A 21,737-nucleotide genomic window follows, 5' to 3' on the forward strand; every position below is an offset into this window, starting at 1 on the left:
TCGAGTAGGAGGAGGCCTCACGGCCTCCGTCCTCTCACACCACCGTACAAGCGTGGGTCGCATACGGCGGTTCCGAATATATTTTCAGTGACTCGTACCCATCTCGCAACGAGTACAGACCCATCTCCTTGAACCATTTCATTGGCATGGCCTGATTGAGCTGGGGCGATAAAGCCAAGTGCCACCACCCTTTATCTGACATCGCCAGCTTCCACGCATTGCGTTCGCTTACACCCTCTTGGCGTAACCATGTCGCTATGCTGTATCTGCGCTTGCGCTGCTTGAGGCGATAGCACCGTAAGCGCCGCCTTATCCATTCATCCAAGCGCTGCATCGCGCTTTTCCGTATGGCAAGCTTGAAATAGTGTTGCCAACCTCTTAGGTATTGAGTGAGTTCGACTAGGACTGTCTTCAACTCTCGCCCTCGATTCCGCTTCGTTATTTGACGCACTCGCTTCTTCATCTGAGTTTGTGCTGTCTTCGAGATATGGATGCTTCCATCTCGTTGAAAGCGATGGCCTAGGTAAGTCCGCTCTGTCACTCTCGTTGCCGCACTTTTCTCACGGTTAACCCTGAGTTTCAGTTTCTGCTCCAAGAACTCCGTGATTGAGGCTTTTACTCGATTGGCGGCTTCCTCACTGTGCACGTAGATTTGGCAGTCGTCTGCATATCGGCAGAACTTATGCCCTCTTCGCTCAAGCTCTTTATCCAACTCATCTAATACGATATTTGATAGCAGCGGAGATAATGGTCCACCCTGTGGCGTCCCTCGTTGCCTCTGCTCAACTAACCCGTTTCGCATTATGCCTGCCTGTAGGTATGACCTGACCAGTTTCAGGACCCGTTTATCTGTGATGTCCTCCGATAGCCTGTGCATCAGTCTATCGTGGTTCACAGTATCGAAGTATTTCGCCAGGTCTATGTCGACTACATAACCCCGCCCCTCCCTGATGTAGTGGCTTGCTGCCACCAATGCATGGTGGGCACTGCGGTTAGGCCTGAACCCATAACTGTTGCTTGAAAACTGAGGTTCGTAGATATCTGTCAGTACTGAGGTAATGGCCTGTTGGACTACCCTATCAAGTACAGTTGGGATACCTAGCTGCCTCACTCCCCCGCTAGGTTTGGGAATTTCTACACCCAGAACGGGTTGCGGTTGGTAGCTCCCGTCCAGAAGGCTCTGGCGGAGCGCTTGCCCATTAGAAGACTGCCGAAGCATCGAGATAGTCGCTGTTATGTCGAGTTTATCAACCCCAGCACATCCCTTGTTCTTCTTCACTCTTCTCAGGGCTTGGTTCAGATTTGTTGAGGAGCAGATCCGCTCCATCAACTGAGTTGAGGTCACCAAGACTCGTCCTCCTGTCTACGCCGATCATGCTTGTCATTCTTCGTGGCCATGAGCGTCACTTGCGGTGTTGCCCAGTAGTACGTAGAGATGTTGTTCATCTTGCTATGACCCCACATGATTGAGTGTCTAGTGACTGCTTCTTGATATATTCAGTTCCGGCCTTCCCTTGGGTTGTACTTCCCCAAGGTACTATGCCTTCTGCTGACTTCTTATTACCCGTCACACAACATCACTGTTGTATTAGTCTCATCCGAGACAGGTCGTAAGATCTCCTGAGGTAAGACGTTGTTCTTTCCCTTGGCTGTGCCTGATTTACCCGTACACACTTCCCGTCGAGGCATTGGGCTGTTCTATATATTGCTAGGTTACCCAAGTTGTACTGGCCTACTATCAGGTTTCTGTTCGTCACACCCAAGTTTTGCCGTTTGCTTCCTTCAGATCCCACCTCACGGTGGGCACCCTTGCATAGGCTAACGGTTCTCGCTCGACTGAGCCCGTAGAGGACTTTCACCTCCTAGAACAACGCCATGCTCGGCGCACAATAAGAAAAACCGCCCGAAGGCGGTTTTGATAAATATTAGAAACTATATGAAACGTTTGCAAAGTAGCTACGTTCAGCAGCGTTATAGCCGTAGGCAGTGACAGACTCTTCGTCCAGCACATTGGCAATACGCCCTTGTAAGGTTAACGCCTCTGTCACATAGTAACTGGCTGCAATATCCAACAGGTGATAACGCTTCAGCTCGACTTCTGAGTTGGTAAAAGTCACTGGGTCAAAATACTGATCCCGGCTGTCCCCTTGATACAGATAGCTCACCTCCAGTAGATATGCATCAGCCAGATAGCTGGCATTCCACTTCAGGGCTTCATCAGGCACACGTCTTAGCCGCTTTTTGTCACTTTCATTTTCATGATCCATCAAATCCAGAGCAACGTCATGATGAATAGGACCTGTTTCAAAGCTTGCTACCAGCTCAACTCCCTGAACTCGGACATCCTGGTTTTCCAGTTGTTCACCCTGGCCCTGATTGCGGATTTGGTTGCTCACAGTGTTGTCATAAGCTGCGATACGCCAGTCAAGCAGCGAGTGGGTACCTTCCAGTGCCACTTCATAGTTTTCAGACTCTTCCGGCTCCAGGTCCGGATTACCAAAGCTCGGCCAGTACAAATCATTAAATGTTGGGGCTTTAAAGCCTGTTCCCGCATTCGCCGTGACTCGCATCTGCTCGACAAAACGCCACCCGGCACCCAGCTGCCATGACTTATAGGAGCCATAATGCTCATTATCGTCATAGCGTAAGCTGGCTTCAAACTGAATGTCATCGGCATCCCGCCAGAACGTAATATAGCCGGCATCATTACGGCGGCTCTCATTATCATAAGATTCGAATTGACCGGCGAAGCTGTTCCACAGCTCAGAGTCACTGGCCTTCTCTTCAACCAAATCAACGCCAAATCCGGCATGATAATGCTCTGTCAGCTGATAACTGTTGCTCCAGTTAACTTGTGTCCGGTCAGTAACAATCGTACTGCCCGGCGTGTTCCCCTTATTTTCGCCTTCATCGCGATTCACGCCTAACAGTAGCGAGGAGGTCAAACGATCAGAGGCATAGCTTACCTGACCGGAAGCATTGTAAAACACATAATCAGCCTCATTATTCCCCGGGCTGCCGGTATAATCGTACTCAGTTTGGCCGTCATGATAAAAAGCGTTCACGACTGCGCGCCATTTATCATTCAGGATAATCCCAAACTCTCCGAGAATATCTTTGCTCTTAAAGCCATCATCATCTTTTTGGTCTTCCAGCCAAGCACCGGAAGAATAATCAGCAACATTAAAACCATCTGCCTGCTCAAAATTTCCGGCGACTTTAGCCCAGGTCAGCTCGGTTAAGCGGCCAGCAACACTACCTTTGGCCTGATAATAACCGTCACTACCAATCCCGGCTGCGACTTGGCCCTGCACATCATCAGGCTGCGTTGTAGTAATGATGTTGATTACCCCAGCCGTTGCATCAGCACCATATACCGCTGCACGCGTGCCCCGGATATATTCGATACTTTCGATGCCAGTCAGCGGTAACTGACCCAAGTTCACACCGCCAGCCGTTGCACTACCCAGGCGTACGCCATTCATCATGATCAAAACATTTTGACTCCCGCGCACTGAAACGGTCGTCAATTGGCCGAATCCACCATTTGCGGCAATCGTCACGCCCGGCAGGCGGCGTAAAACTTCAGCCAGGGATTTGGCCTGAATAGCTTCAATATCTTCTTTGGTGATCACAGAGACAGGCGCAATCACATTTTTGACGGATTGCTCAAATCGGTTGGCCGTTACCACCATGACATCCTCGTGCTGGGCGGCAACAAAAAAAGACGACAGGCACACAGGTGCCAACGCCACTGCTAAAAGCGTTTTCTTCATTATTTAGATACCTTAAGTCGCGTTAGTTACAAAGCAATCTCTTGCTCAGTACGCGGGTCGGTCTTCGGACTTAAGAGCTTGGTTGAACAACCACCTAGGCAACAACTTCCCACTTCCTGTCGACGGCCTTGCACCATCATTTGAAGCAGTGTTTGGAACTAACGTCCATGTGCTTTCGTTCTCTCTCACCGCTGCGCGTCAGTCACGGAATTTCACCGTGTTCCCTACCTGAATTCAGGCAAACCCGTGCAGAGCGAATGCTAGTTATCCTCATGATGAATGTCTAGTTTTGTTTGTTATGGGATATGACAATACGCTTTGAGCAACACTTTTCTCCGCCTCAGCACTGGACATCAGTCAACAATGCAATAAAATCTGCGCTCTTATTTTGAGCAGTTTGAGGCACCCAACATGGCATCCACCGACATCAATCCAGCTGAGTATCAGGCACAGCTCGATGAAAAGGCAGCGCGTATTCAAAATATCTTTGCGGATTTTGAAACCCCTGAGCTTGAGGTGTTCGCCTCTCCTGCCGAGCATTACCGGATGCGTGCCGAGTTTCGGGTATGGCATGAGGGCGATGATCTCTACTACATCATGTTCAACCAGGAAACCCGTCAGAAATACCGGGTTGATCAGTTCCCGGCTGCCAGCCGCCTGATCAACGACCTGATGCCGCTGCTGGTTGATGCGCTCAAGCCGGTCAAGGCTCTGCGTCATAAGCTGTTCCAGGTCGATTTCCTGTCAACCCTGAGCGGCGAGATCCTGGTATCGTTGCTCTACCACCGTCAACTGGACGAAGAATGGGTCAACGAAGCCAAGGCACTCAAGCAGCGCCTCAATGATGAAGGCTTCAAGCTGAACTTCATTGGCCGGGCACGCAAGCAGAAGATTGTGCTGGATCAGGAGTACGTGATTGAAAAACTCAGCGTCCACAATCGCACCCTGACCTACCAGCAGGTTGAAAACAGCTTTACCCAGCCGAACGGTGAAGTGGCGCAAAAAATGCTGGAGTGGGCGGTCGACTGTACCGAAGATAGTGAAGGGGATCTGCTGGAGCTCTACTGTGGTAACGGTAACTTCTCGCTGGCACTGGCGAAAAACTTTGATCGCGTCCTGGCCACCGAACTGGCAAAACCTTCGGTTGAGTCGGCCCAGTACAACATTGCCGTCAACAACATCAACAATGTACAGATCATTCGCATGTCGGCCGAAGAGTTTACCGAAGCGATGGAAGGCAAGCGCGAATTCCGCCGCCTGCAAAACGCCGGCGTGGATCTGAAGAGCTACAACTGCAACACCATTTTTGTCGATCCGCCACGTTCAGGCATGGACGATGACACCTGCCGGATGGTGCAGGCCTACGATCGCATCATGTACATCTCATGTAACCCGGAAACGCTGAAAGAGAACCTAGCCATTCTGGGCGAAACGCACCGCATCACCCGCTTTGCGCTGTTTGATCAGTTCCCGTATACCCACCACATGGAAGCCGGGGTTCTGCTGGAGCGGAAATAATCGGTTTTCTAGTCGAGCACAAGCCATTAAAAAAGGCGCCCTCGGCGCCTTTTCCTTTCTCAAAACTGAGGGGCGAATTACGCTTGCGCCTCAGTGCTTTCGATCTTCTTTGGCGTCATAATCCCCAGTTTGTAGGCAACCCACACCAACAGACCTAAGGTGATCATCAGCGGCAGGAAGTTAGAGCCCATATCCGGCAGTTGTGCCCGCATAAAGCCGGAGTATCCAAACGCGCCAGCCAGGAAACAGGCAAAGGCGATGGCCGGGGTTCCTTCCGTCATCGGCTTGCTCAGGTACTCCTGATACAGGCAGTACACCGCCAGACCAAACGCAATGACAGGAAAAATAGAAAACGGTACAGCACTTGATGTGAATACAGCTAACGTCGCATTGCCGCACAGACCTGCCAGAAAAGACAGCAACAGTGTTTTACGTTCAGCTTTTACTTGTTCCTTGTTCATATCCTTCACCAACACAATAAAGTTAGAGTTTCTGCCTGAGCTCTCGACGCTCACGCTCTTTACGATACCAATAGGCACCCTTCGCGATCATTCGCAATTGCATAATCAATCTTTCCGCATGCTCGGCACGCGCATGGCTGTCCAGATCCAGTGCCTCTGCACCGGAGCTGAAGACCAAAGTGACCGACGCCTCCGCCTGAGTATAGGCTTCATCGTGGGTCACACCAGTTTTCGCTTCCAGGTACTCGGTCAACTCCGCAACAAAGTGCTGAATTTCCCGGGCCACCGCAGCTCGGAACGCCGGTGATGTGCCAGAGCGCTCGCGTAAAAGCAACCGAAACACATTCGGGCTGCTTTCAATAAATTCCATAAATGTTTCTACAGAGGTTCGGATCACACTGCCTTCTTTGGCAATGCGCTGACGCGCCTGGCGCATCAGCTGACGCAGGATCAACCCGCCTTCATCGACCATGGTCAGCCCCAGCTCATCCATATCTTTAAAATGGCGATAGAAAGAGGTGGGTGCAATCCCGGCTTCCCGTGCGACTTCACGCAGGCTGAGACTCGAAAAGCTACGCTCGGCACTGAGCTGATTAAATGCAGCATCAATCAGTGAACGACGGGTTTTTTCTTTTTGCTGAGCCCTGATTCCCATGAACTTGTTGTTTCTCTGTAACCTTTTCTGCAACTATACGCGCTTTTGTTCGCCGGTTCAGCGAAAATCGCCTTTTTCACAGCAATCAGAACATAGTAAATCCCGACCGTAGCTGAATCAAAGCAGTATTTGTCACTTTTAACAGACAGCTCACAGAGTTCCGGCTCCACAACGTGATCACCCCCAATCTATCAAGCGACTCTGATTTTACCGACTTCAGGAAAAAGTTAAACTATCGCGTAAGCAATGTTGCAAGGATGATAAGAAAGGCCTGAACAATGACTAAGTCAACACAACCACATGCCCAGCATTTTGATGCCATTATTATTGGCAGCGGCCCGGGGGGCGAAGGGGCTGCGATGGGGCTCACCAAAGCAGGCTTCAATGTTGCGATCATCGAGCGGGAGAACAGCGTCGGCGGCGGATGTACCCACTGGGGTACCATTCCGTCCAAAGCCCTGCGCCATGCCGTCAGCCGGATCATCGAATTTAACCAAAACCCGCTCTACTGCAAAAACAACTCCAGCCTCCACAGCACCTTCAGCCAGATCCTCGGCCACGCCCAGGACGTAGTCAGCAAACAGACCCGAATGCGCCAGGGGTTTTACGATCGCAACCACTGCACCATCATTCATGGTGAAGCCAGCTTTGTCGACAGCCACACCGTCGTCGTGAAAGCCGCTGACGGCAGCCTCGACCGCTACAGCGCCGACAAGTTTGTGATTGCCACCGGCTCTCGGCCTTATCACCCGGCGGACGTTGATTTTAACCACCGCCGAATTTATGACAGCGACTCGATCCTGCGCCTGAAGCACGATCCCCGCCACATCCTGATTTATGGTGCCGGAGTGATCGGCAGTGAGTATGCCTCAATTTTCCGCGGCCTGGGAGTCAAGGTGGACTTGATCAATACCCGTGACCGCCTGCTGGAGTTCCTCGACAACGAGATTTCCGACTCACTGTCCTACCACCTGTGGAACAGCGGCGCAATGATCCGCAACGGCGAGGCCTATGAGCGGATCGAAGGCACCGAGGACGGCGTGATTTTACACCTCCAATCCGGCAAAAAGATGCGTGCCGACTGCCTGCTGTATGCCAACGGCCGGACCGGGAACACCGATCGCCTGAACCTCGATAGTATCGGACTCACACCGGATTCGCGCGGTCAGCTCAAAGTCAACAATAACTATCAAACCGATGTCGAGCATATCTATGCCGTCGGTGATGTGATTGGCTACCCGAGCCTGGCCAGCGCCGCGTATGATCAGGGCCGCTTTGTCGCCCAGGCGATCAGCAATGGCGAAGCCGAAGGCTGCTTGATCGAGCATATTCCGACCGGGATCTACACCATTCCGGAGATCAGCTCGGTCGGCAAAACCGAGCAGGAACTGACCGCCGAAAAAGTGCCGTATGAAGTCGGTCGCTCGCAGTTCAAGCACCTGGCCCGGGCCCAAATCGCCGGTACTGAAGTCGGCAGCCTGAAGATCCTGTTTCATCGCGACACCAAAGAGATCCTCGGAATCCACTGCTTCGGTGAGCGGGCGGCCGAGATCATCCACATCGGCCAGGCGATCATGGAGCAAAAAGGCGAAGGCAACACCATCGACTATTTCGCCAATACCACCTTCAACTACCCGACCATGGCCGAAGCCTACCGGGTCGCCGCCCTGAACGGCTTAAACCGCCTGTTCTAAGCCTGCCAAGGTTTCAGCGAAAACGCCCAATAAAAAACGGAGCCGCAGCTCCGTTTTTTATTATGTGACCAGCACGCGCCAATCAAACTTCCATCATCCGGTTATCCGGGGTCAGGATCGTCGACCATGGCAGCGACTCATCACCCAGGGTGATGAAATTCGGGTTCTCCAGCGTATCGCGCTCATTGTAAGACAGCGGCGTCAGGTGCGTATTGAGGATCCTGCCGCCGGCTTCTTCAACAATACATTGCGTCGCCGCGGTATCCCACTCACCGGTCGGGCCCAGGCGCAGATAGCAATCCACCGCCCCCTCAGCCACCAGGCAAGATTTCAGCGCTGCCGAGCCCAGCGGCACCAGATCATAGTTCAGCGACGGATCCAGCCGGTTGGTGATCGCCTGAATATCCTGGCGGCGGCTGATCGCCACCGCAATAGACTGGGTCGGCAACTCGTGTTTATGGGTCGAGATCCGCACCGTTTCTCCTTCCGGTGTGATCTTCCAGGCCCCTTTGCCGTCATAGGCGTAATACACCACCCCGGAGATCGGCGCGTACACCACCCCCATAATCGGCTGGTTGTCCGCCACCAGAGCAATGATCGTCGCAAAGTCACCACTGCCGGCAATAAACTCCTGGGTGCCGTCAAGCGGATCCACCAGCCAGTAACGTTGCCACTGACGCCGTTCCGACAAAGGCACCGCGGCATCTTCCTCCGACAGAACCGGAATATCCGGCGTCAGTTCACTCAGGCGCTCGACCACCAGCTTATGCGCAGCCAAGTCAGCACTGGTCACCGGGGTATTGTCATTTTTGACCTGCTTTTCAAACTGGCCACGCTGGTAGATATCCAGGATCACCTGCCCGGAAGCCCGGGCAATGTCGATGACCGACGGTAATAGGTTCGATAAATCCATCATTCGCTCCTATCGGGAGAGTTGTTGTAAGGCCAGGAACAAGGCCGTAATACTGCGTGACTCAGCAAAATCGACATGAGTCAGCAGCTCTTCAGCCTGACTCAACGGCCAACGGACAATTTCCAACGGCTCGGGCTCATCCCCTTCCAGTTGCTCAGGATAAAGGTCTTGGGCCAGGAACAAGGTCATCTTGCTGGAAAAATATGACGGTGCCAGCACCACGTCTTTCAGCGGACGGAACTGACGGGCACCAAAGCCAATTTCTTCTTTCAACTCCCGGTTGGCAGCAACTTCAGCACTTTCCCCCGGATCGACCAGACCTTTCGGGAATCCCAGCTCGTAACGATCCGTTCCGGCAGCATATTCGCGGATCAACAGCAAATCGCCTTCGGCAGTCACCGGTACCACCAGCACGGCATGCCGACCGCTGGGCTTCATCCGCTCGTAGGTACGCTCGACGCCGTTGGAAAAACGTAAATCCAGCGATTCAATCTTGAACAGCCGGGATTGCGCGACCACTTTGGTCGCCAGTATTTCTGGTTTGTTGTTGTCCGCCGCCATAACGTTATCCTGTGTTACCGTCACCTGACCCATGGCCGGCTGCATTGGATGCAACTTTACCGTGCCACTGAATATTGGCTATTTAAGGCCAATCGCCGGATGAAATAAAGAGAATGATCGAAAAAGCGTTAAGTTGAATCGGTCAATTGTGCGCCGGCTAGAGGCGTCCGCGATAGTTCAACTGATAACGTCCTTTCGGATCCGGATTACCCAGCCACTTCAGCTGCTGGCCCAACTGCGCCGGAAACGCGGCGCCCGGCTTAAACCATCCGTTCAAGACGTATTGGCGGCTCGGCGTCAGCTCTGCCTGCCATTGACTCGACACATCCGGTGAAGACTGGTTGGCACTGGCAACCACTTTGCCCTGGGCACAGCTGAGATCGGCAAGGGCCGAGCCCGGATTCAATGCCCCCATCGGCGTCGTAATACCACCTGAGGTCCAGGCCAGCGTCCCGTTCAACGTGTCACAAAACGGCGCCTGATACTGATAATCACGCACCGTCAGCTCCAGATTGCCCGCCAGCGAGATGGGTACCGGCACCCGGGCATAAGCCATCGCCTGCTGCGCCGGCAACGAGACCAGCAGGTTTTCAGCAAATGGGCCTTCCGCGCGATAGCCAACCCGGCCCCGCCCGATCAGGTTCAAATCACTACCCTGGCCAAAGCGAACATCGAAGGCGGCCTGGGCTGACAGTAAAGCGGCGATGTCCATCTGCCACTGCACCCGCCCAAAATTCTGGCCCTGCCAGACAATTTGCGCGGCGCTGCCCTGCCAGGGTGTGCCGTCGAGCCCGGAGAGTGTCAGCCCCCGTACCTGAGGCATCTGCTGCCAGACCCAGCTGATCGGCACATGCGCAATCAGGCTGGCCACCAGGACAACGACAAATGAAAAACTGACGAGTAACTTATACTTCACGATTATCCCCGGCCCAACTGTAAACGACTGACTTCCACCACGCCGGCACTGTCACTTTTAGACACATCCAGAAACTGGGCATCAATCCCATGCTCGTCTTTCAAAAACGCCAGCCAGTTGACCAGCGTATTAAACGGCAACGGCTGGACCCAAACCTGAACCGCATCATCGCGCGGCTGCATCCGGATCAGTTCAATCCGAAACCGGCGGGTGGTTTCATTCACCACCTGGTTCAGACCCTTATCACTAACCATTCCGGTGCTGCCCGAGCGTCCCCGCAGCGCCGTGATCTCATCTGCTTTGGCACTGACCCAGCTCAACAGCTGACGCTCACTCTGCAACCGCTGCGCGGCCAAATCCGCCCGACTGGCCAGCGGCTGCCAGATCCCCCAGTACAACACGGCTATAACCAGGGCAATGCCGCCACCCAGGACCAGGCGCTGCTCGCGAACACTCAGGGACTTCCACCACGCATTCATGACTTTCTCCTTAACACGACCGCGCCGGTCACCTGATTTTCCACTTTATTGAGCTGCCCCTGCTGCACGTCAAACTGCTCGGTCAACAGTAAGCGCAGTTGCTCGAAATGCTGAAACTCGGCGCCGCTTGCCTGCAACCGCAGCTCCGAACGATTCTGATCATATTTCACATTGAGGATATTGAGTTGCGGTACTTGACTCAACGCCGGCTGCAGCTGTGCCAGCCATGGCAGCAAGCCTTCACCATCACCACTGCCCCCCAAACGCGCCAGCTCACTGTTCATCTGACGCTTGAGGTAACTCTGCGACGGGATCCGCTTAAACTGCGGCAACACTTGGCGGAAAATCCGCTCACTCTCAGCTTTATACGCCAAGGCCTGCTGTTCCATCTGCTGGATGGACACCAAATGTTCAGCCACCATCGCCACCAACACCAGACCGGCAGCAATCGCCACCTTGCGCCAGGGCTTGAGATATTTGCGCCAGGCCGGTTGCAGCTTATACGGACCCGAGAGCAGGTTGACACCGCTGTCATCTGCGCCCAGCGCCAGCAACTGCATCACCAGCTCCGGCGTTTCGGCCTGCCACTGACCGGGAACGCCTGCCGGTGCCGGTGTATAATGGCGGATCAGCACGGATGCGGCATCAACGGCTTCCCCGGTCTCAACCGGCTGAACAGCACGGGTAACTGCCGCTTCACTATCAGCGTTCTCATCCGCTTCGGCGACATCCGCCATAATCGGTGCTTTCTGTGCCAGCAGCCAAGCGCCCAGCCAAGCGGGTTCAGCACAAATCCCCTGGGTCTCCGACTGGCGGATCAACCACTGCTCCTCCAGCTCTGCCGCGGTATAACTGTCCTTAAACAGCGGCAGACACAAGCAGTCGGGCACCAGTTTTTTCACATCCATGCCAGCTTCGCTCAAAGCTGCCAGCCAAGACTGAACTTTACGGTGCTCAACCACTGCCACATGCGCGGTCTGTCCTTCCCGCTTGAGCAGATGCACATGCAGCGCATCCACATCCTGCGCCAGCTCTTCTTCCAGCAAGTACGGCAGCACGGTCGCCAGCTGCCGCCCACTGCCAGACGGGATCACAACTTCCGTCAGTAACACATCACTGGCAGGGATCAGTGCAAACACCGGGCGCTGGGCAGCATATTCTTCCAGCTCACTCAGCTGGTCCAGACTGGCCAACTGACCCGACGCGATCACCTCTTTTTGCTGTCGCGACCAGACCAGCCATTGCACCGGCTGCTCCGGCCGGCTACTGAGCCTTATCGTCAGAAACTCGCTCACTGATTCCTCCATAACGGCGCCGAACAACGGTCACCTTGTCCTGGCCCTCACGCTTGATCAGGGCCACAAGTCTTACTCTGGATCGATCCACCCGGATCTCGGTATCCAGTTGAAAATAATTACTACTGACCGCCAGGTGCTCTCTGGCGCGCTTTTGTACATCGCTGCTCAGCCGGCTGATCGTCGACTCGCCCATAAAGGCATCTACGGTCTGCCAGCCATCATAAGGACGGTTGCCGATCAGCGTGGTGGCATCAGACTTCGGCAGCTCCGGTGCAAACAGCCCGACCAACAGTGCAGCCTGATCCTCAGCGATGGTGTTGACGTTGAGCACCAGATCCCGACTGGGAATCGCGCACAGCAACGTTCTGACTTTTTGATAAATCCGGGCGCTCACCCCGTTGACGGCCCGAAACTCACTGACATCGGCCATCATTCCCATCGGCGGCAGGTAGGCCGGCTGAAAGCCTTCATAGGTACTGTCTCCAGCCCCGAATGGCGCATTCACCGCCTCGGCCGGATCGACATATTCCCAACTGGAGTCAGCGATCACTTCGGCGTCGTAGCTGTCAATCCCGCTCTCTTCCAACACCGATTGCAGGTAGCGCACCAGGAACGGCTTCTGGCTTCGATCATCTGGCAGCGGCAGCTCCGACAGGGCATTGAGGTTAAAACAGGCCTGACGATCGAAGATATTGCCCACCGCTTCGCCGCCTTCCAGCGGATAACGCTGCCCCCGGGTTGCCCAGACCTGACTCAAGTTGACAGTATCACTGTCGCTGAGGCTCTGATCGATGGCGACTTTCGCCAACGCTTCCATCCCCTGCGCGTACCAGTAGGCCTGTTGGTTCTGGAGCTGGTTCTCCACCCGGTAGAAGTTAAACTGTAAGCGTTCACTCATCTGCGCCGCCAAGAGCGTCATCAGGGCCAGGATCATCAGCACCACAATCAGGGCGACACCGCGCTGCTGCTTCATCAGCCCTCCTCCTTGGCTTTCGACGCCAGGGCCGAGACCGGCAGCATATACACCCGCTCAATCTCACCGAAATCTGCCAGCGTCAGCCGGATCCGCACCCCTTGCGGCAGAGTCGAATCCTGATTCCAGTGCTCCAGCCATTTCTTGTCCTGGTAGAAACGCACTTCGAGCTTCGTAACATCCGCCAGGATCGGACGGACCAGCGGCTCAGCACCGACCACGGTATCCGGATAGCGGAACCAGACCCGCTCTAAGGTATCATCCACAATCCGGTAACCAACCCGAACATTCTCCCCACGCGGAAACATCTGCTGCGGATTCTGCCACCCGGTACGAGTAAACATGATACCGTCGCTGGACGAATCAAGCAGATACTCCCCGCTCAGCAGCAACTTGCCGCTGGGCGCTTCCCCCTGATTCCGAGTCCGACGCGCGACAATCTGGCGAAAGTCGTTATCCATCATCACCACGGCCCGCTGGATTTGCTGCAATCGCTCATTGTGCTCGCGCGACTGCTGATCGCTGATCTGGACCCCGTTCATCACCTGATAAGCCGACAGACTCAGCATTGCAAACACTGCAATGGCCACCAGTACCTCCAACAGGGTAAACCCCGCCTGGCTCTGGCCGACCGGCCCCTGACGCCCGCCATTCAGGTCCATGCGGGCTACGCGTAAACCATTAGTTTTCAACATAAGTTCTCAGCGTGACCACGGACTGCTTGCGAGCAGCATCTGTCGCCACCGTCACATCCAGCGCCCGCAGAAACCCATCTGCAGTCTTACTGCTTTTAATCGACCAGTACCATTCGCGGCCGGCCAACTCCGATTTGCCTTTTTTTTCCGATGACGGGATTTCCCCGGACAGGCGAACTTTGGCCAACTCGTTATCGGCGACCATGGCCGCGAATGTTTTTTCTTCCAGATAACCAAGGGTATTGAGATGCTGGCTGACCGCCTTCATCACGCTCAGTGCCGCGGTGGCGAACACCGCCAGGGCGACCAGCACTTCCAGCAAGGTCATGCCACGACTGGCTTTCATCGGCGCCTCCGCTCAGCCAGACTTGCCACGGTTTCTCCCGGCGGCAGCAAATGGAGCTGACCGATTTCATCGGCCTGGACCCGCCAGAACTGATTCTCGCCCGTGACTTCAAATTCAAGGGTAAACGGGGTGTACTCCCCGCTTGCCATCACCACCACCTGCGGCGGCTTAATTTTGTTTTGATCCGTTTGTTCAGCAAACAGGTCTTCATCAAACAAGGAGCCCGGTTGGAACAGCCGATCCTGATCCTGCCAGGAGTAACTGCCAATCTCGACCCGCAGCCGGATATCATCGTCCATCTCCACCTGGGTAAAGTAGCGCGAGGTATCCAGCGGTTTCCAGTGCTGACCGGTTAGCTGAAGAAACTGATAGCTGCCCCGCTCGACCCGGATCCCGTAGTCGAGCCCGTTGAGCAGGGCATCTTCGCCCAACAGCTGCACCAGGTGATGAAAACGTGTAGCCTCTTCCTTGACCCGGTCTTCCTGACTTTCCGGGAAGGTTGCAATCACCGCCACCGCACTGGTAGCGAGTAACACCAGCACCAGCATCAGTTCGATCAGGGTAAAGCCCGCCGCACGTTTCATCACAGTCTCTCTCGGTGCCAAGCCGGCTTAGAAGTCCAGCATGTTCCAGTTGCCGATATCGGTATTGACCCCTTCACCGCCTTCCTGGCCGTCAGCACCCAGGCTGAAGATATCCACCGGACCATTTTCACCCGGCATCACATACTGGTACGCATTACCCCAAGGGTCCTGCGGCAGGCGCTTAATGTAGCCACCGTTACGATAGTTGCGCGGCTCCGGGCTGGACGATGGCATCGAGACCAGCGCATCCAGACCCTGATCGGTTGTCGGGTAGACGCTGTTATCCAGTTTGTACATATCCAGCGCCTGCTCCAGCGCACTGATGTCTGTGACCACTTTCTGCTGATCGGCCTTCTCTTTATTACCGAGCAGATTCGGCACCACCAGACTGGCCAGGACACCCAGGATCACGATCACGACCATCACTTCGAGCAGCGTAAAGCCGCGTTGTTTGCGTTGCATTGAAAAACCTCCAAAGAATAAAACTTACATACCAACCATGTTATTGAGGGCAATAATCGGCATCAAAGTGGCAATCACGATAAACATCACAATGCCTGCCATTGCCACAATCAGCAACGGCTCAAAAATCCCCAGCGCCATGTTCACCAGCGATTCAAAATCCCGATCCTGGTTATCCGCCGCCCGGGTCAGCATCTGCTCCAGCTCACCACTCCGCTCCCCGCTGGCAATCATATGCAGCATCATCGGCGGAAACAGCTTGGTCTGCTCCAGCGAGACCCGCAGGCTGGCCCCTTCGCGCACCTTGTCGGCCGCTTCCAGGATCTGGCGGTTGACCCAGGTATTGGTCATCACCTCCGAGGCAACCTTCATTCCTTCCAGCAACGGAATTGCGCTGGAAGTACAAATCGACAGGGTGCGGGCAAAGCGCGACGTATTGAGGCCGCGGGCAACCTTACCAATCACCGGTAAGCGCATGACCAAGCGATCCCAACGTAGACGGATATCCGGCTTGCGTAAGGCGGCCTTGATCAACAACAGCGCGCCCAGCAGCACAATCAGCACCAAGGCGCCCCAGTTCTGAACAAAATTACTGGCCGCCAACAGCACTTCGGTGATGGTCGGCAATTGCTGCCCCATCTGAACGAACTGATCGACAATTTTCGGCACCACGGTGGCAAGCAAAAAGGCCACCACGGCCACCGCCACCAATGTCAGCATAGTGGGGTAAATCATCGCCTGTTGCAATTTGCTGCGCATCTGCTGGCGATTTTCGGTGTAGTCGGCCAGTCGGTTCAGGACCGTATCCAGATGACCCGACTTTTCGCCGGCTGCCACCATGGCCCGGAACAACTGATCAAAAATATGCGGATACTCGGCCATGCTGTCGGCCAGGGTATAGCCTTCCACCACCCGTGAACGGACGGCCAGCAGCATGTTTTTCAACCGCGGCTTTTCGCTCTGCTCGGCCACCGCCTTGAGACATTCTTCCAGCGGCATCGACGCCTGGACCAGGGTCGCCAGCTGACGGGTGATCAGCGACAACTCCGTGGTGCTGATCCCCCGGCGCAGGTGAAAGCCACCACTGGCTTTTTTCTTCTCCTGCGCCAGGCTCTGCACCACCTCAACCGGGATCAGCCCCTGCTCACGCAGTTGCTGGCGGATCTGGCGGGCAGTATCACCCTCCAGCACCCCTTTTTTCTGCCGGCCCCTGGCATCGAGCGCCTTATATTGAAACGCCGCCATTTATCCCCCCTCTCTGGTGACACGCATCACTTCTTCCAGCGTGGTCACACCGGCGCGGACTTTGGTCAGGCCGTCGTCGCGAATACTCGGGGTATGGCCACGAATGGCTTTCTCGATCGCCATTTCCCCGACTTCGGCATGGATCAACTCCTGCACATTGTCATCCACCAGCAACAGCTCATGGATCCCGGTTCGTCCGCGGTAACCCTTGTGGTTACAGGCTTCACACCCCACCGCCCGGTACAGGGTCAGCGGCTCGTCGGCTCGCAAACCGAACAACTTCTTCTGCTCGGCATCGGCTTCATACGGCTCGCGGCACGACTTACACAAGGTACGCACCAGGCGCTGGGCCAGTACGCCCAGCAACGAAGAGGAAATCAGGAACGGCTCAATGCCCATGTCGCGCAATCGGGTGATCGCGCCGACTGCAGTGTTGGTGTGCAGGGTCGACAGCACCATGTGGCCGGTTAGCGAGGCCTGGACAGCTATCGAGGCGGTTTCCAGATCCCGGATTTCCCCGACCATCACCACATCCGGATCCTGACGCAGGATCGCTCGCAGACCCCGGGCAAAAGTCATATCCACTTTGGTGTTGACCTGGGTCTGGCCGATGCCGTCAATATCAAATTCGATTGGATCTTCAACGGTCAGAATATTGCGCTCTTTGCCGTTGAGTTCCTGCAGACCGGCATACAGGGTGGTCGATTTCCCCGAGCCGGTCGGACCGGTGACCAGGATGATCCCGTGCGGGCGCTGAATGATTCGCTGAAAATTCTCGTGGTTGCCCGGCGTCATCCCCAGGCTGTGGAGATCCAGCCGGGTTGCATTCTTATCAAGCAGGCGCAGTACCACCCGCTCACCGTGCGATGACGGCATGGTCGAAACCCGCACATCCACCGCCCGACCGCCGATGCGCAGGGAAATCCGACCATCCTGCGGCACCCGCTTCTCGGCAATATCCAGCCGTGCCATGACCTTGATCCGCGACACCAGCAATGGTGCCAGCTTGCGGCTCGGCTGCAGGACTTCACGCAGCACTCCGTCGACCCGGAAGCGGATCGACAGCACTTTCTCGAAGGTTTCGATATGAATATCCGACGCGGCTTCTTTGATCGCTTCGGCCAGCATGGCGTTAATCAGTTTGATGATTGGCGCGTCGTCTTCCGATTCGAGTAGATCTTCGGTCTCCGGCAGCTCCTCGGCCAGGGAGAAGAAATCATCACTGTCCGAGCCCAAATCTTCCATCAGCTGACGCGCTTCAGACGAGTCACGCTGATAGGCCTCGGTCAGTTTCTGCTCAAAAGCCTTGTCATCCAGCGCCTGCGGGGTAAACCCGCCGCCACTGACCCGGCGAATTTCCGCCAGTACCGGCGCACTCAGAGCGCCGCAATAAAACAGCGTCCGGCCCTGCTCATCCGACTCCAGCACCACCCGGTGGCGCCGGGCAAAAGAGAAGGGCAACCGGAACAGCGGCTGGATCTCGCCAAAGGTTCGCTCCGTATCCATTACTGCGTCTCCAGCTGCGCCACAAAGGCACGCACTTCCGGCGGCAGCGAAATATCTTCACCGTATTTCGGCAGCACCGGGGTCTGGGTATCCGGCATCAGACGCAACCCCTTATCTGCGCGGTAGAGTTGCTCAGCCCGGATATAGTTGTACTTACGCTGGGTAATGCCATCGGCCGTCACGCCATCGCGAATAATGGTCGGCTTAATAAACACCATCAGATTGGTCTTCGCCTTGGTGGTATTGGTTGATTTGAACAGGTGACCCAGGATCGGGATGTCCCCCAGCAACGGAATTTTCTGCTCGCTTTCATCCACCTGCTCCTGGATCAGACCGCCCAGGGCAATCATCTGGCCATCCTGGACCAACACCGAGGTGGTCAGCTGGCGTTTGGAAAAACGCACGTCCACTGCCCCTTCGGCCCCCAACACACTCGAGACTTCCTGCTCAATTTTCAGCTGCACCGAGTCCCCTTCGTTGATCTGCGGCGTCACATTGAGCTTGATCCCCACTTCCTTACGCTCGACCGTCTGGAACGGATTGTCGTTATTGGAGCTGGACGTCGAACCGGTCACCACCGGTACCTCTTCACCGACAATGAACGAGGCTTCGCCGTTATCCATCACGGTAATACTCGGCGAGGAGAGAATATTGGAGTTGCGATCCGAGGCCACGGCATTGACCAATGCGGTCCAGTCCCCCATTACGATGCCGAGCGCCGCACCATTGACGCCGCTCAGGACACCACCCAACGTCGAGAAATCACCTTTTGTATCAGGGGTTGTGGTTATCACTTGATTATCACCGGCACCGGTAATTGTGGTCGAACCCGGCACATCTTCCGCCTCTTCCAGGCCAATCGCGAACTGGCTGATCGGGACCCCGGAGTTGCCGAACTGGACCACACCGCCATCAAGCGAGCCCCACTGCACCCCGAAGTTGACGCCGTCGCCTTCGGACAGCTCAACAATCATCGCTTCAATCAGTACCTGGGCACGGCGAATATCCAGCTGGGCAATGATGTTTTCCAGTGCGCGCATAATATCGGGCGGCGCAGTCAGGATCAGGGCGTTGGTATCGATGTGCGCAGAGATCATCACCTCTGAATTGATGCCCCCGGCAGGACGATTCTTGCTGCCGCCCTGTTTCTCGGCCTGCAAGTTCTCGGAAACCCCCTTGAGCACCTCAACCATGTCTTCGGCGTTAGCGTACTTGAGGTAGATCACCCGGTTGTTGCCCGAGGTTGCCATTTCCTTGTCCAGTTGGCGGATCAGGCGTTTGAGGCGATTACGGACCTGGGGATCTCCCGACAGCAGCACCGCATTGGTCCGCTCATCAGCCACTAGTTTCGGCTGCAGGAACTGAGGCGTTGATTTGGCATCGGCCGACTTATTCAGCGCTTCGACAATGCGCACCATTTCGGCTGCTGATGCGTTGTTGAGTTCAACGACATCAATTTCCTTATCACCGGCGCGATCGACCCGCTCGATAATCTCCGCCAGGCGACCCACGACCGCTGCCCGGCCGGTGATCATAATAATGTTGGCCGGATCGTAGTGCACCACGTTCCCTGCCCCGGCATTATCGTTAAGCTGGCGCAGCAACGGTGACAGCTCACGCACCGACACATTGCGCACCGCGATCACCCGGGTCACCACCTCATCGCCCTGCACGCGATCTTTGGCACCGACGACAGGAATGGCTGAGATTTTAGCGTCTTTATCACGGATCACCTTCAACACGCCGTTGTCCATTTCGACCACGGCAAAACCGTACACCTCCAGAACATTCAGGAAAAACTGGTAGTACTGCTCATCATTAAGCAAATCATAACTACGCACATTCACCTGGCCGCGTACTGCCGGATCGACAATGATGGTTTTCTGCAAGTTGCGCCCGACTATATTAATGAATTCCTGAATATCCGTTCCTTTGAAACTGGCGCTGAATTCATTGGCAAGTGCTGAGCTGCACAGCAAACTTCCGGCCAGCCACAGGGCACTTTTCCCTATCCATTTTTTCACAAAAAACTCCTGCTTATCGTCGCGTTCGCTAGCGCAACTCAATATAAATATCGTGTAACTGGCCTTCCCGCTCGACCGTCAACATAAATTCGGTGGCCTCAGACAGTTCCGTCCACAGCCGGGCCATCACGGCCGGATCCGTTAAATCGTTGCCGTTGAGGCTGACCGCCAAGTCATTGGGCTGCAGACCAACCGCATCAAACAGCGCACGCTCTTTCCCCGGATTGACCCGGTAGCCCACCAGCTCGTCGTCCTTTTTCACCTGAGACAGGCGAATGTAGCTAAACAGATTCTGGGGTTTTTCCAGAATCTCCTGCTTAATCCGCCCTAAATCACCGGCAACCGCAGCAGGCTGGGAGTTGGCTGCAGCACTCGGCTGGGGCTGCGGCTGAGATTTGCTGAACTTCATGCCATCGAGCATCAGGGTTTCATCCCGGCCGCTGTTGCGAATAATCACCCGATCAACATACACCGCCTGCAAGGTTGCCCGGGTTCCCTCGATGGCCTCATTCAACCCATAGGTATTCTGTCGGCCCCGATTGGCAATCACGGCCAGACTCGTGCCCGGTTCGGTACTGGCAACCACCCCCACCAGCGTCAGGTTCAGCCGGGTCTCCGGGGCATCCTGAGCCACGGGTTTCTTTTTCACTACCGGCGCGTTTTGCTGATAGCGACCAAACAGGTGCATCCCTAATACGTCCGACACCTGAAAACCATCCCGGTTCGCAGGGGAAACGGCCACCGTTTTTGCCTGCCAAGTCGCAGGCCCGGCCGTCGGCTGGAGTAAAGACCACACCAACCGACCTAAGAGCCATGCCAACATCACGACCAGCAGCCAGGTGGCTATACGGGTCAGTGTTTTCACTGACATCGGTCGCTTCGCCTGAAGCATTTCCAACCAATTTGCTGCAACCATTGCTAAACCATCTTCCTGTTGCTGTGAGTCCATTCGTCTGCCGTTCTGGCATCCGAATCAGTTAGCATACCGTTTCGTGCAAAATACAGCAGTTTTTTCATCGTAAAAAGAACAAATATAGCAAAACAGATCACGTAAAAAACATATCTACTATCAATAGACTAGACATTGCTCGTGAATTATTCCCGCCCGAGCGTTGAAATTGCGCCCGCCCGGCACCATTAAGTAAGGCTGACGCTGTTATGGCAATATGGTATTTTTAGCCCTCTTTGGGAGAAGGAGCACGTTATGGGCCAGCAAACGCCTGATTCAGACACTCTCCAGGTCCGTCTTGATAAGTGGCTCTGGGCCGCCCGGTTTTACAAAACCCGCTCGATTGCCCGCAATATGATCGAAGGTGGCAAGGTCCACTATAACGGCCAACGCTCCAAACCAAGCAAACTGGTTGAAGTTGGCGCCGAAGTCCGACTGCGACAAGGCAATGATGAAAAAACCATCACCATCATGAAATTGTCCGGTACCCGCCGGGGCGCCCCGGAAGCACAAACCCTTTACCAGGAAACGGCACAGAGCATCGAGCAACGCGAAGCCCATGCCCAAATGCGTAAACTCAATGCCTTCCACAACCCGAGTCCTGACAAGCGTCCTGATAAAAAACAGCGACGCGATATAATTAAGTTTAAAAGCAGTAACTGATTTTACCTGCTGGAGTAGA

General features: G+C 55.0%; 21 protein-coding genes and 1 riboswitch. Of the genes, 3 read left to right on the plus strand and 18 right to left on the minus strand.

Going from position 1 to position 21,737, the window contains the following annotated elements; translation table 11 throughout:
* Positions 1-34: 34 nt before the first annotated feature.
* Positions 35-1,327 (minus strand): group II intron reverse transcriptase/maturase, encoded by a 1,293-nt coding sequence (gene ltrA / locus NNL38_RS15280; RefSeq protein ID WP_369414611.1) that lies wholly within the window; start codon positions 1,325-1,327, stop codon positions 35-37.
* Between the two features lie 598 nt (positions 1,328-1,925).
* Positions 1,926-3,776: a TonB-dependent receptor domain-containing protein gene (locus NNL38_RS15285; protein ID WP_255388838.1), complete on the minus strand. Its 1,851-nt coding sequence runs from the start codon at positions 3,774-3,776 to the stop codon at positions 1,926-1,928.
* 38 nt (positions 3,777-3,814) lie between these two features.
* Positions 3,815-4,039: riboswitch (cobalamin riboswitch) on the minus strand.
* A 148-nt stretch (positions 4,040-4,187) separates the two neighbouring features.
* On the opposite strand from NNL38_RS15285, the gene trmA reads away from it, so the two are divergent.
* Positions 4,188-5,294, plus strand: a complete 1,107-nt coding sequence (gene trmA / locus NNL38_RS15290) for a tRNA (uridine(54)-C5)-methyltransferase TrmA (RefSeq protein ID WP_255388839.1) — start codon at positions 4,188-4,190, stop codon at positions 5,292-5,294.
* 77 nt (positions 5,295-5,371) lie between these two features.
* Here the strand turns inward: trmA and NNL38_RS15295 are convergent, their stop codons facing one another.
* A complete protein-coding gene (locus tag NNL38_RS15295) occupies positions 5,372-5,755 on the minus strand; it encodes a YijD family membrane protein (protein ID WP_255388840.1) in 384 nt (127 codons plus the stop codon).
* Positions 5,756-5,777: 22 nt separating this feature from the next.
* A complete protein-coding gene (fabR, locus tag NNL38_RS15300; protein WP_255388841.1) occupies positions 5,778-6,410 on the minus strand; it encodes an HTH-type transcriptional repressor FabR in 633 nt (210 codons plus the stop codon).
* 278 nt (positions 6,411-6,688) lie between these two features.
* On the opposite strand from fabR, the gene sthA reads away from it, so the two are divergent.
* Positions 6,689-8,104, plus strand: a complete 1,416-nt coding sequence (gene sthA, locus NNL38_RS15305) for a Si-specific NAD(P)(+) transhydrogenase (protein WP_255388842.1) — start codon at positions 6,689-6,691, stop codon at positions 8,102-8,104.
* Between the two features lie 82 nt (positions 8,105-8,186).
* Here the strand turns inward: sthA and cysQ are convergent, their stop codons facing one another.
* The 14 genes from cysQ to gspC form a co-directional block, all read right to left on the minus strand.
* The gene (gene cysQ / locus NNL38_RS15310) at positions 8,187-9,017 is read right to left on the minus strand and encodes a 3'(2'),5'-bisphosphate nucleotidase CysQ (protein ID WP_255390664.1); all 831 of its coding nucleotides are present in this window, start codon (positions 9,015-9,017) and stop codon (positions 8,187-8,189) included.
* Positions 9,018-9,026: 9 nt separating this feature from the next.
* On the minus strand, positions 9,027-9,578 hold the full coding sequence (nudE, locus tag NNL38_RS15315) for an ADP compounds hydrolase NudE (protein WP_255388843.1): 552 nt from the start codon (positions 9,576-9,578) through the stop codon (positions 9,027-9,029).
* Positions 9,579-9,735: 157 nt separating this feature from the next.
* Positions 9,736-10,494 carry a type II secretion system protein N gene (locus NNL38_RS15320; RefSeq protein ID WP_255388844.1) on the minus strand — a complete coding sequence of 253 codons (759 nt, stop codon included), beginning with the start codon at positions 10,492-10,494 and terminating at the stop codon, positions 9,736-9,738.
* A gap of 2 nt (positions 10,495-10,496) precedes the next feature.
* Positions 10,497-10,973: a type II secretion system protein M gene (locus tag NNL38_RS15325; protein WP_255388845.1), complete on the minus strand. Its 477-nt coding sequence runs from the start codon at positions 10,971-10,973 to the stop codon at positions 10,497-10,499.
* Positions 10,970-12,268: a type II secretion system protein GspL gene (gspL, locus tag NNL38_RS15330; protein WP_255388846.1), complete on the minus strand. Its 1,299-nt coding sequence runs from the start codon at positions 12,266-12,268 to the stop codon at positions 10,970-10,972. Before gspL ends, NNL38_RS15325 begins: the two co-directional genes overlap by 4 nt.
* The gene (gene gspK / locus NNL38_RS15335; protein ID WP_255388847.1) at positions 12,237-13,244 is read right to left on the minus strand and encodes a type II secretion system minor pseudopilin GspK; all 1,008 of its coding nucleotides are present in this window, start codon (positions 13,242-13,244) and stop codon (positions 12,237-12,239) included. Before gspK ends, gspL begins: the two co-directional genes overlap by 32 nt.
* On the minus strand, positions 13,244-13,906 hold the full coding sequence (gspJ, locus tag NNL38_RS15340) for a type II secretion system minor pseudopilin GspJ (protein ID WP_255390665.1): 663 nt from the start codon (positions 13,904-13,906) through the stop codon (positions 13,244-13,246). Before gspJ ends, gspK begins: the two co-directional genes overlap by 1 nt.
* A gap of 19 nt (positions 13,907-13,925) precedes the next feature.
* Positions 13,926-14,285, minus strand: a complete 360-nt coding sequence (gene gspI / locus NNL38_RS15345; protein ID WP_255388848.1) for a type II secretion system minor pseudopilin GspI — start codon at positions 14,283-14,285, stop codon at positions 13,926-13,928.
* Positions 14,282-14,872, minus strand: a complete 591-nt coding sequence (gene gspH / locus NNL38_RS15350; RefSeq protein ID WP_255388849.1) for a type II secretion system minor pseudopilin GspH — start codon at positions 14,870-14,872, stop codon at positions 14,282-14,284. Before gspH ends, gspI begins: the two co-directional genes overlap by 4 nt.
* A gap of 24 nt (positions 14,873-14,896) precedes the next feature.
* Complete coding sequence (gspG, locus tag NNL38_RS15355) at positions 14,897-15,331, minus strand: type II secretion system major pseudopilin GspG (RefSeq protein WP_255388850.1); 435 nt, start codon at positions 15,329-15,331, stop codon at positions 14,897-14,899.
* Positions 15,332-15,355: 24 nt separating this feature from the next.
* Positions 15,356-16,576: a type II secretion system inner membrane protein GspF gene (gene gspF / locus NNL38_RS15360; protein ID WP_255388851.1), complete on the minus strand. Its 1,221-nt coding sequence runs from the start codon at positions 16,574-16,576 to the stop codon at positions 15,356-15,358.
* Positions 16,577-18,082: a type II secretion system ATPase GspE gene (gspE, locus tag NNL38_RS15365; RefSeq protein WP_255388852.1), complete on the minus strand. Its 1,506-nt coding sequence runs from the start codon at positions 18,080-18,082 to the stop codon at positions 16,577-16,579.
* Entirely contained in the window at positions 18,082-20,106 is a 2,025-nt protein-coding gene (gspD, locus tag NNL38_RS15370; RefSeq protein WP_255388853.1) for a type II secretion system secretin GspD, read from the minus strand. The genes gspE and gspD overlap by 1 nt, the downstream gene beginning before the upstream one ends.
* Before the next feature lie 28 nt (positions 20,107-20,134).
* Complete coding sequence (gene gspC / locus NNL38_RS15375) at positions 20,135-21,022, minus strand: type II secretion system protein GspC (RefSeq protein WP_255390666.1); 888 nt, start codon at positions 21,020-21,022, stop codon at positions 20,135-20,137.
* A 288-nt stretch (positions 21,023-21,310) separates the two neighbouring features.
* On the opposite strand from gspC, the gene hslR reads away from it, so the two are divergent.
* Positions 21,311-21,718 (plus strand): ribosome-associated heat shock protein Hsp15, encoded by a 408-nt coding sequence (gene hslR, locus NNL38_RS15380; RefSeq protein WP_255388854.1) that lies wholly within the window; start codon positions 21,311-21,313, stop codon positions 21,716-21,718.
* Positions 21,719-21,737: the final 19 nt, after the last annotated feature.

It is taken from the genome of Photobacterium atrarenae (genome assembly GCF_024380015.1).
Taxonomy (GTDB): domain Bacteria; phylum Pseudomonadota; class Gammaproteobacteria; order Enterobacterales; family Vibrionaceae; genus Photobacterium; species Photobacterium atrarenae.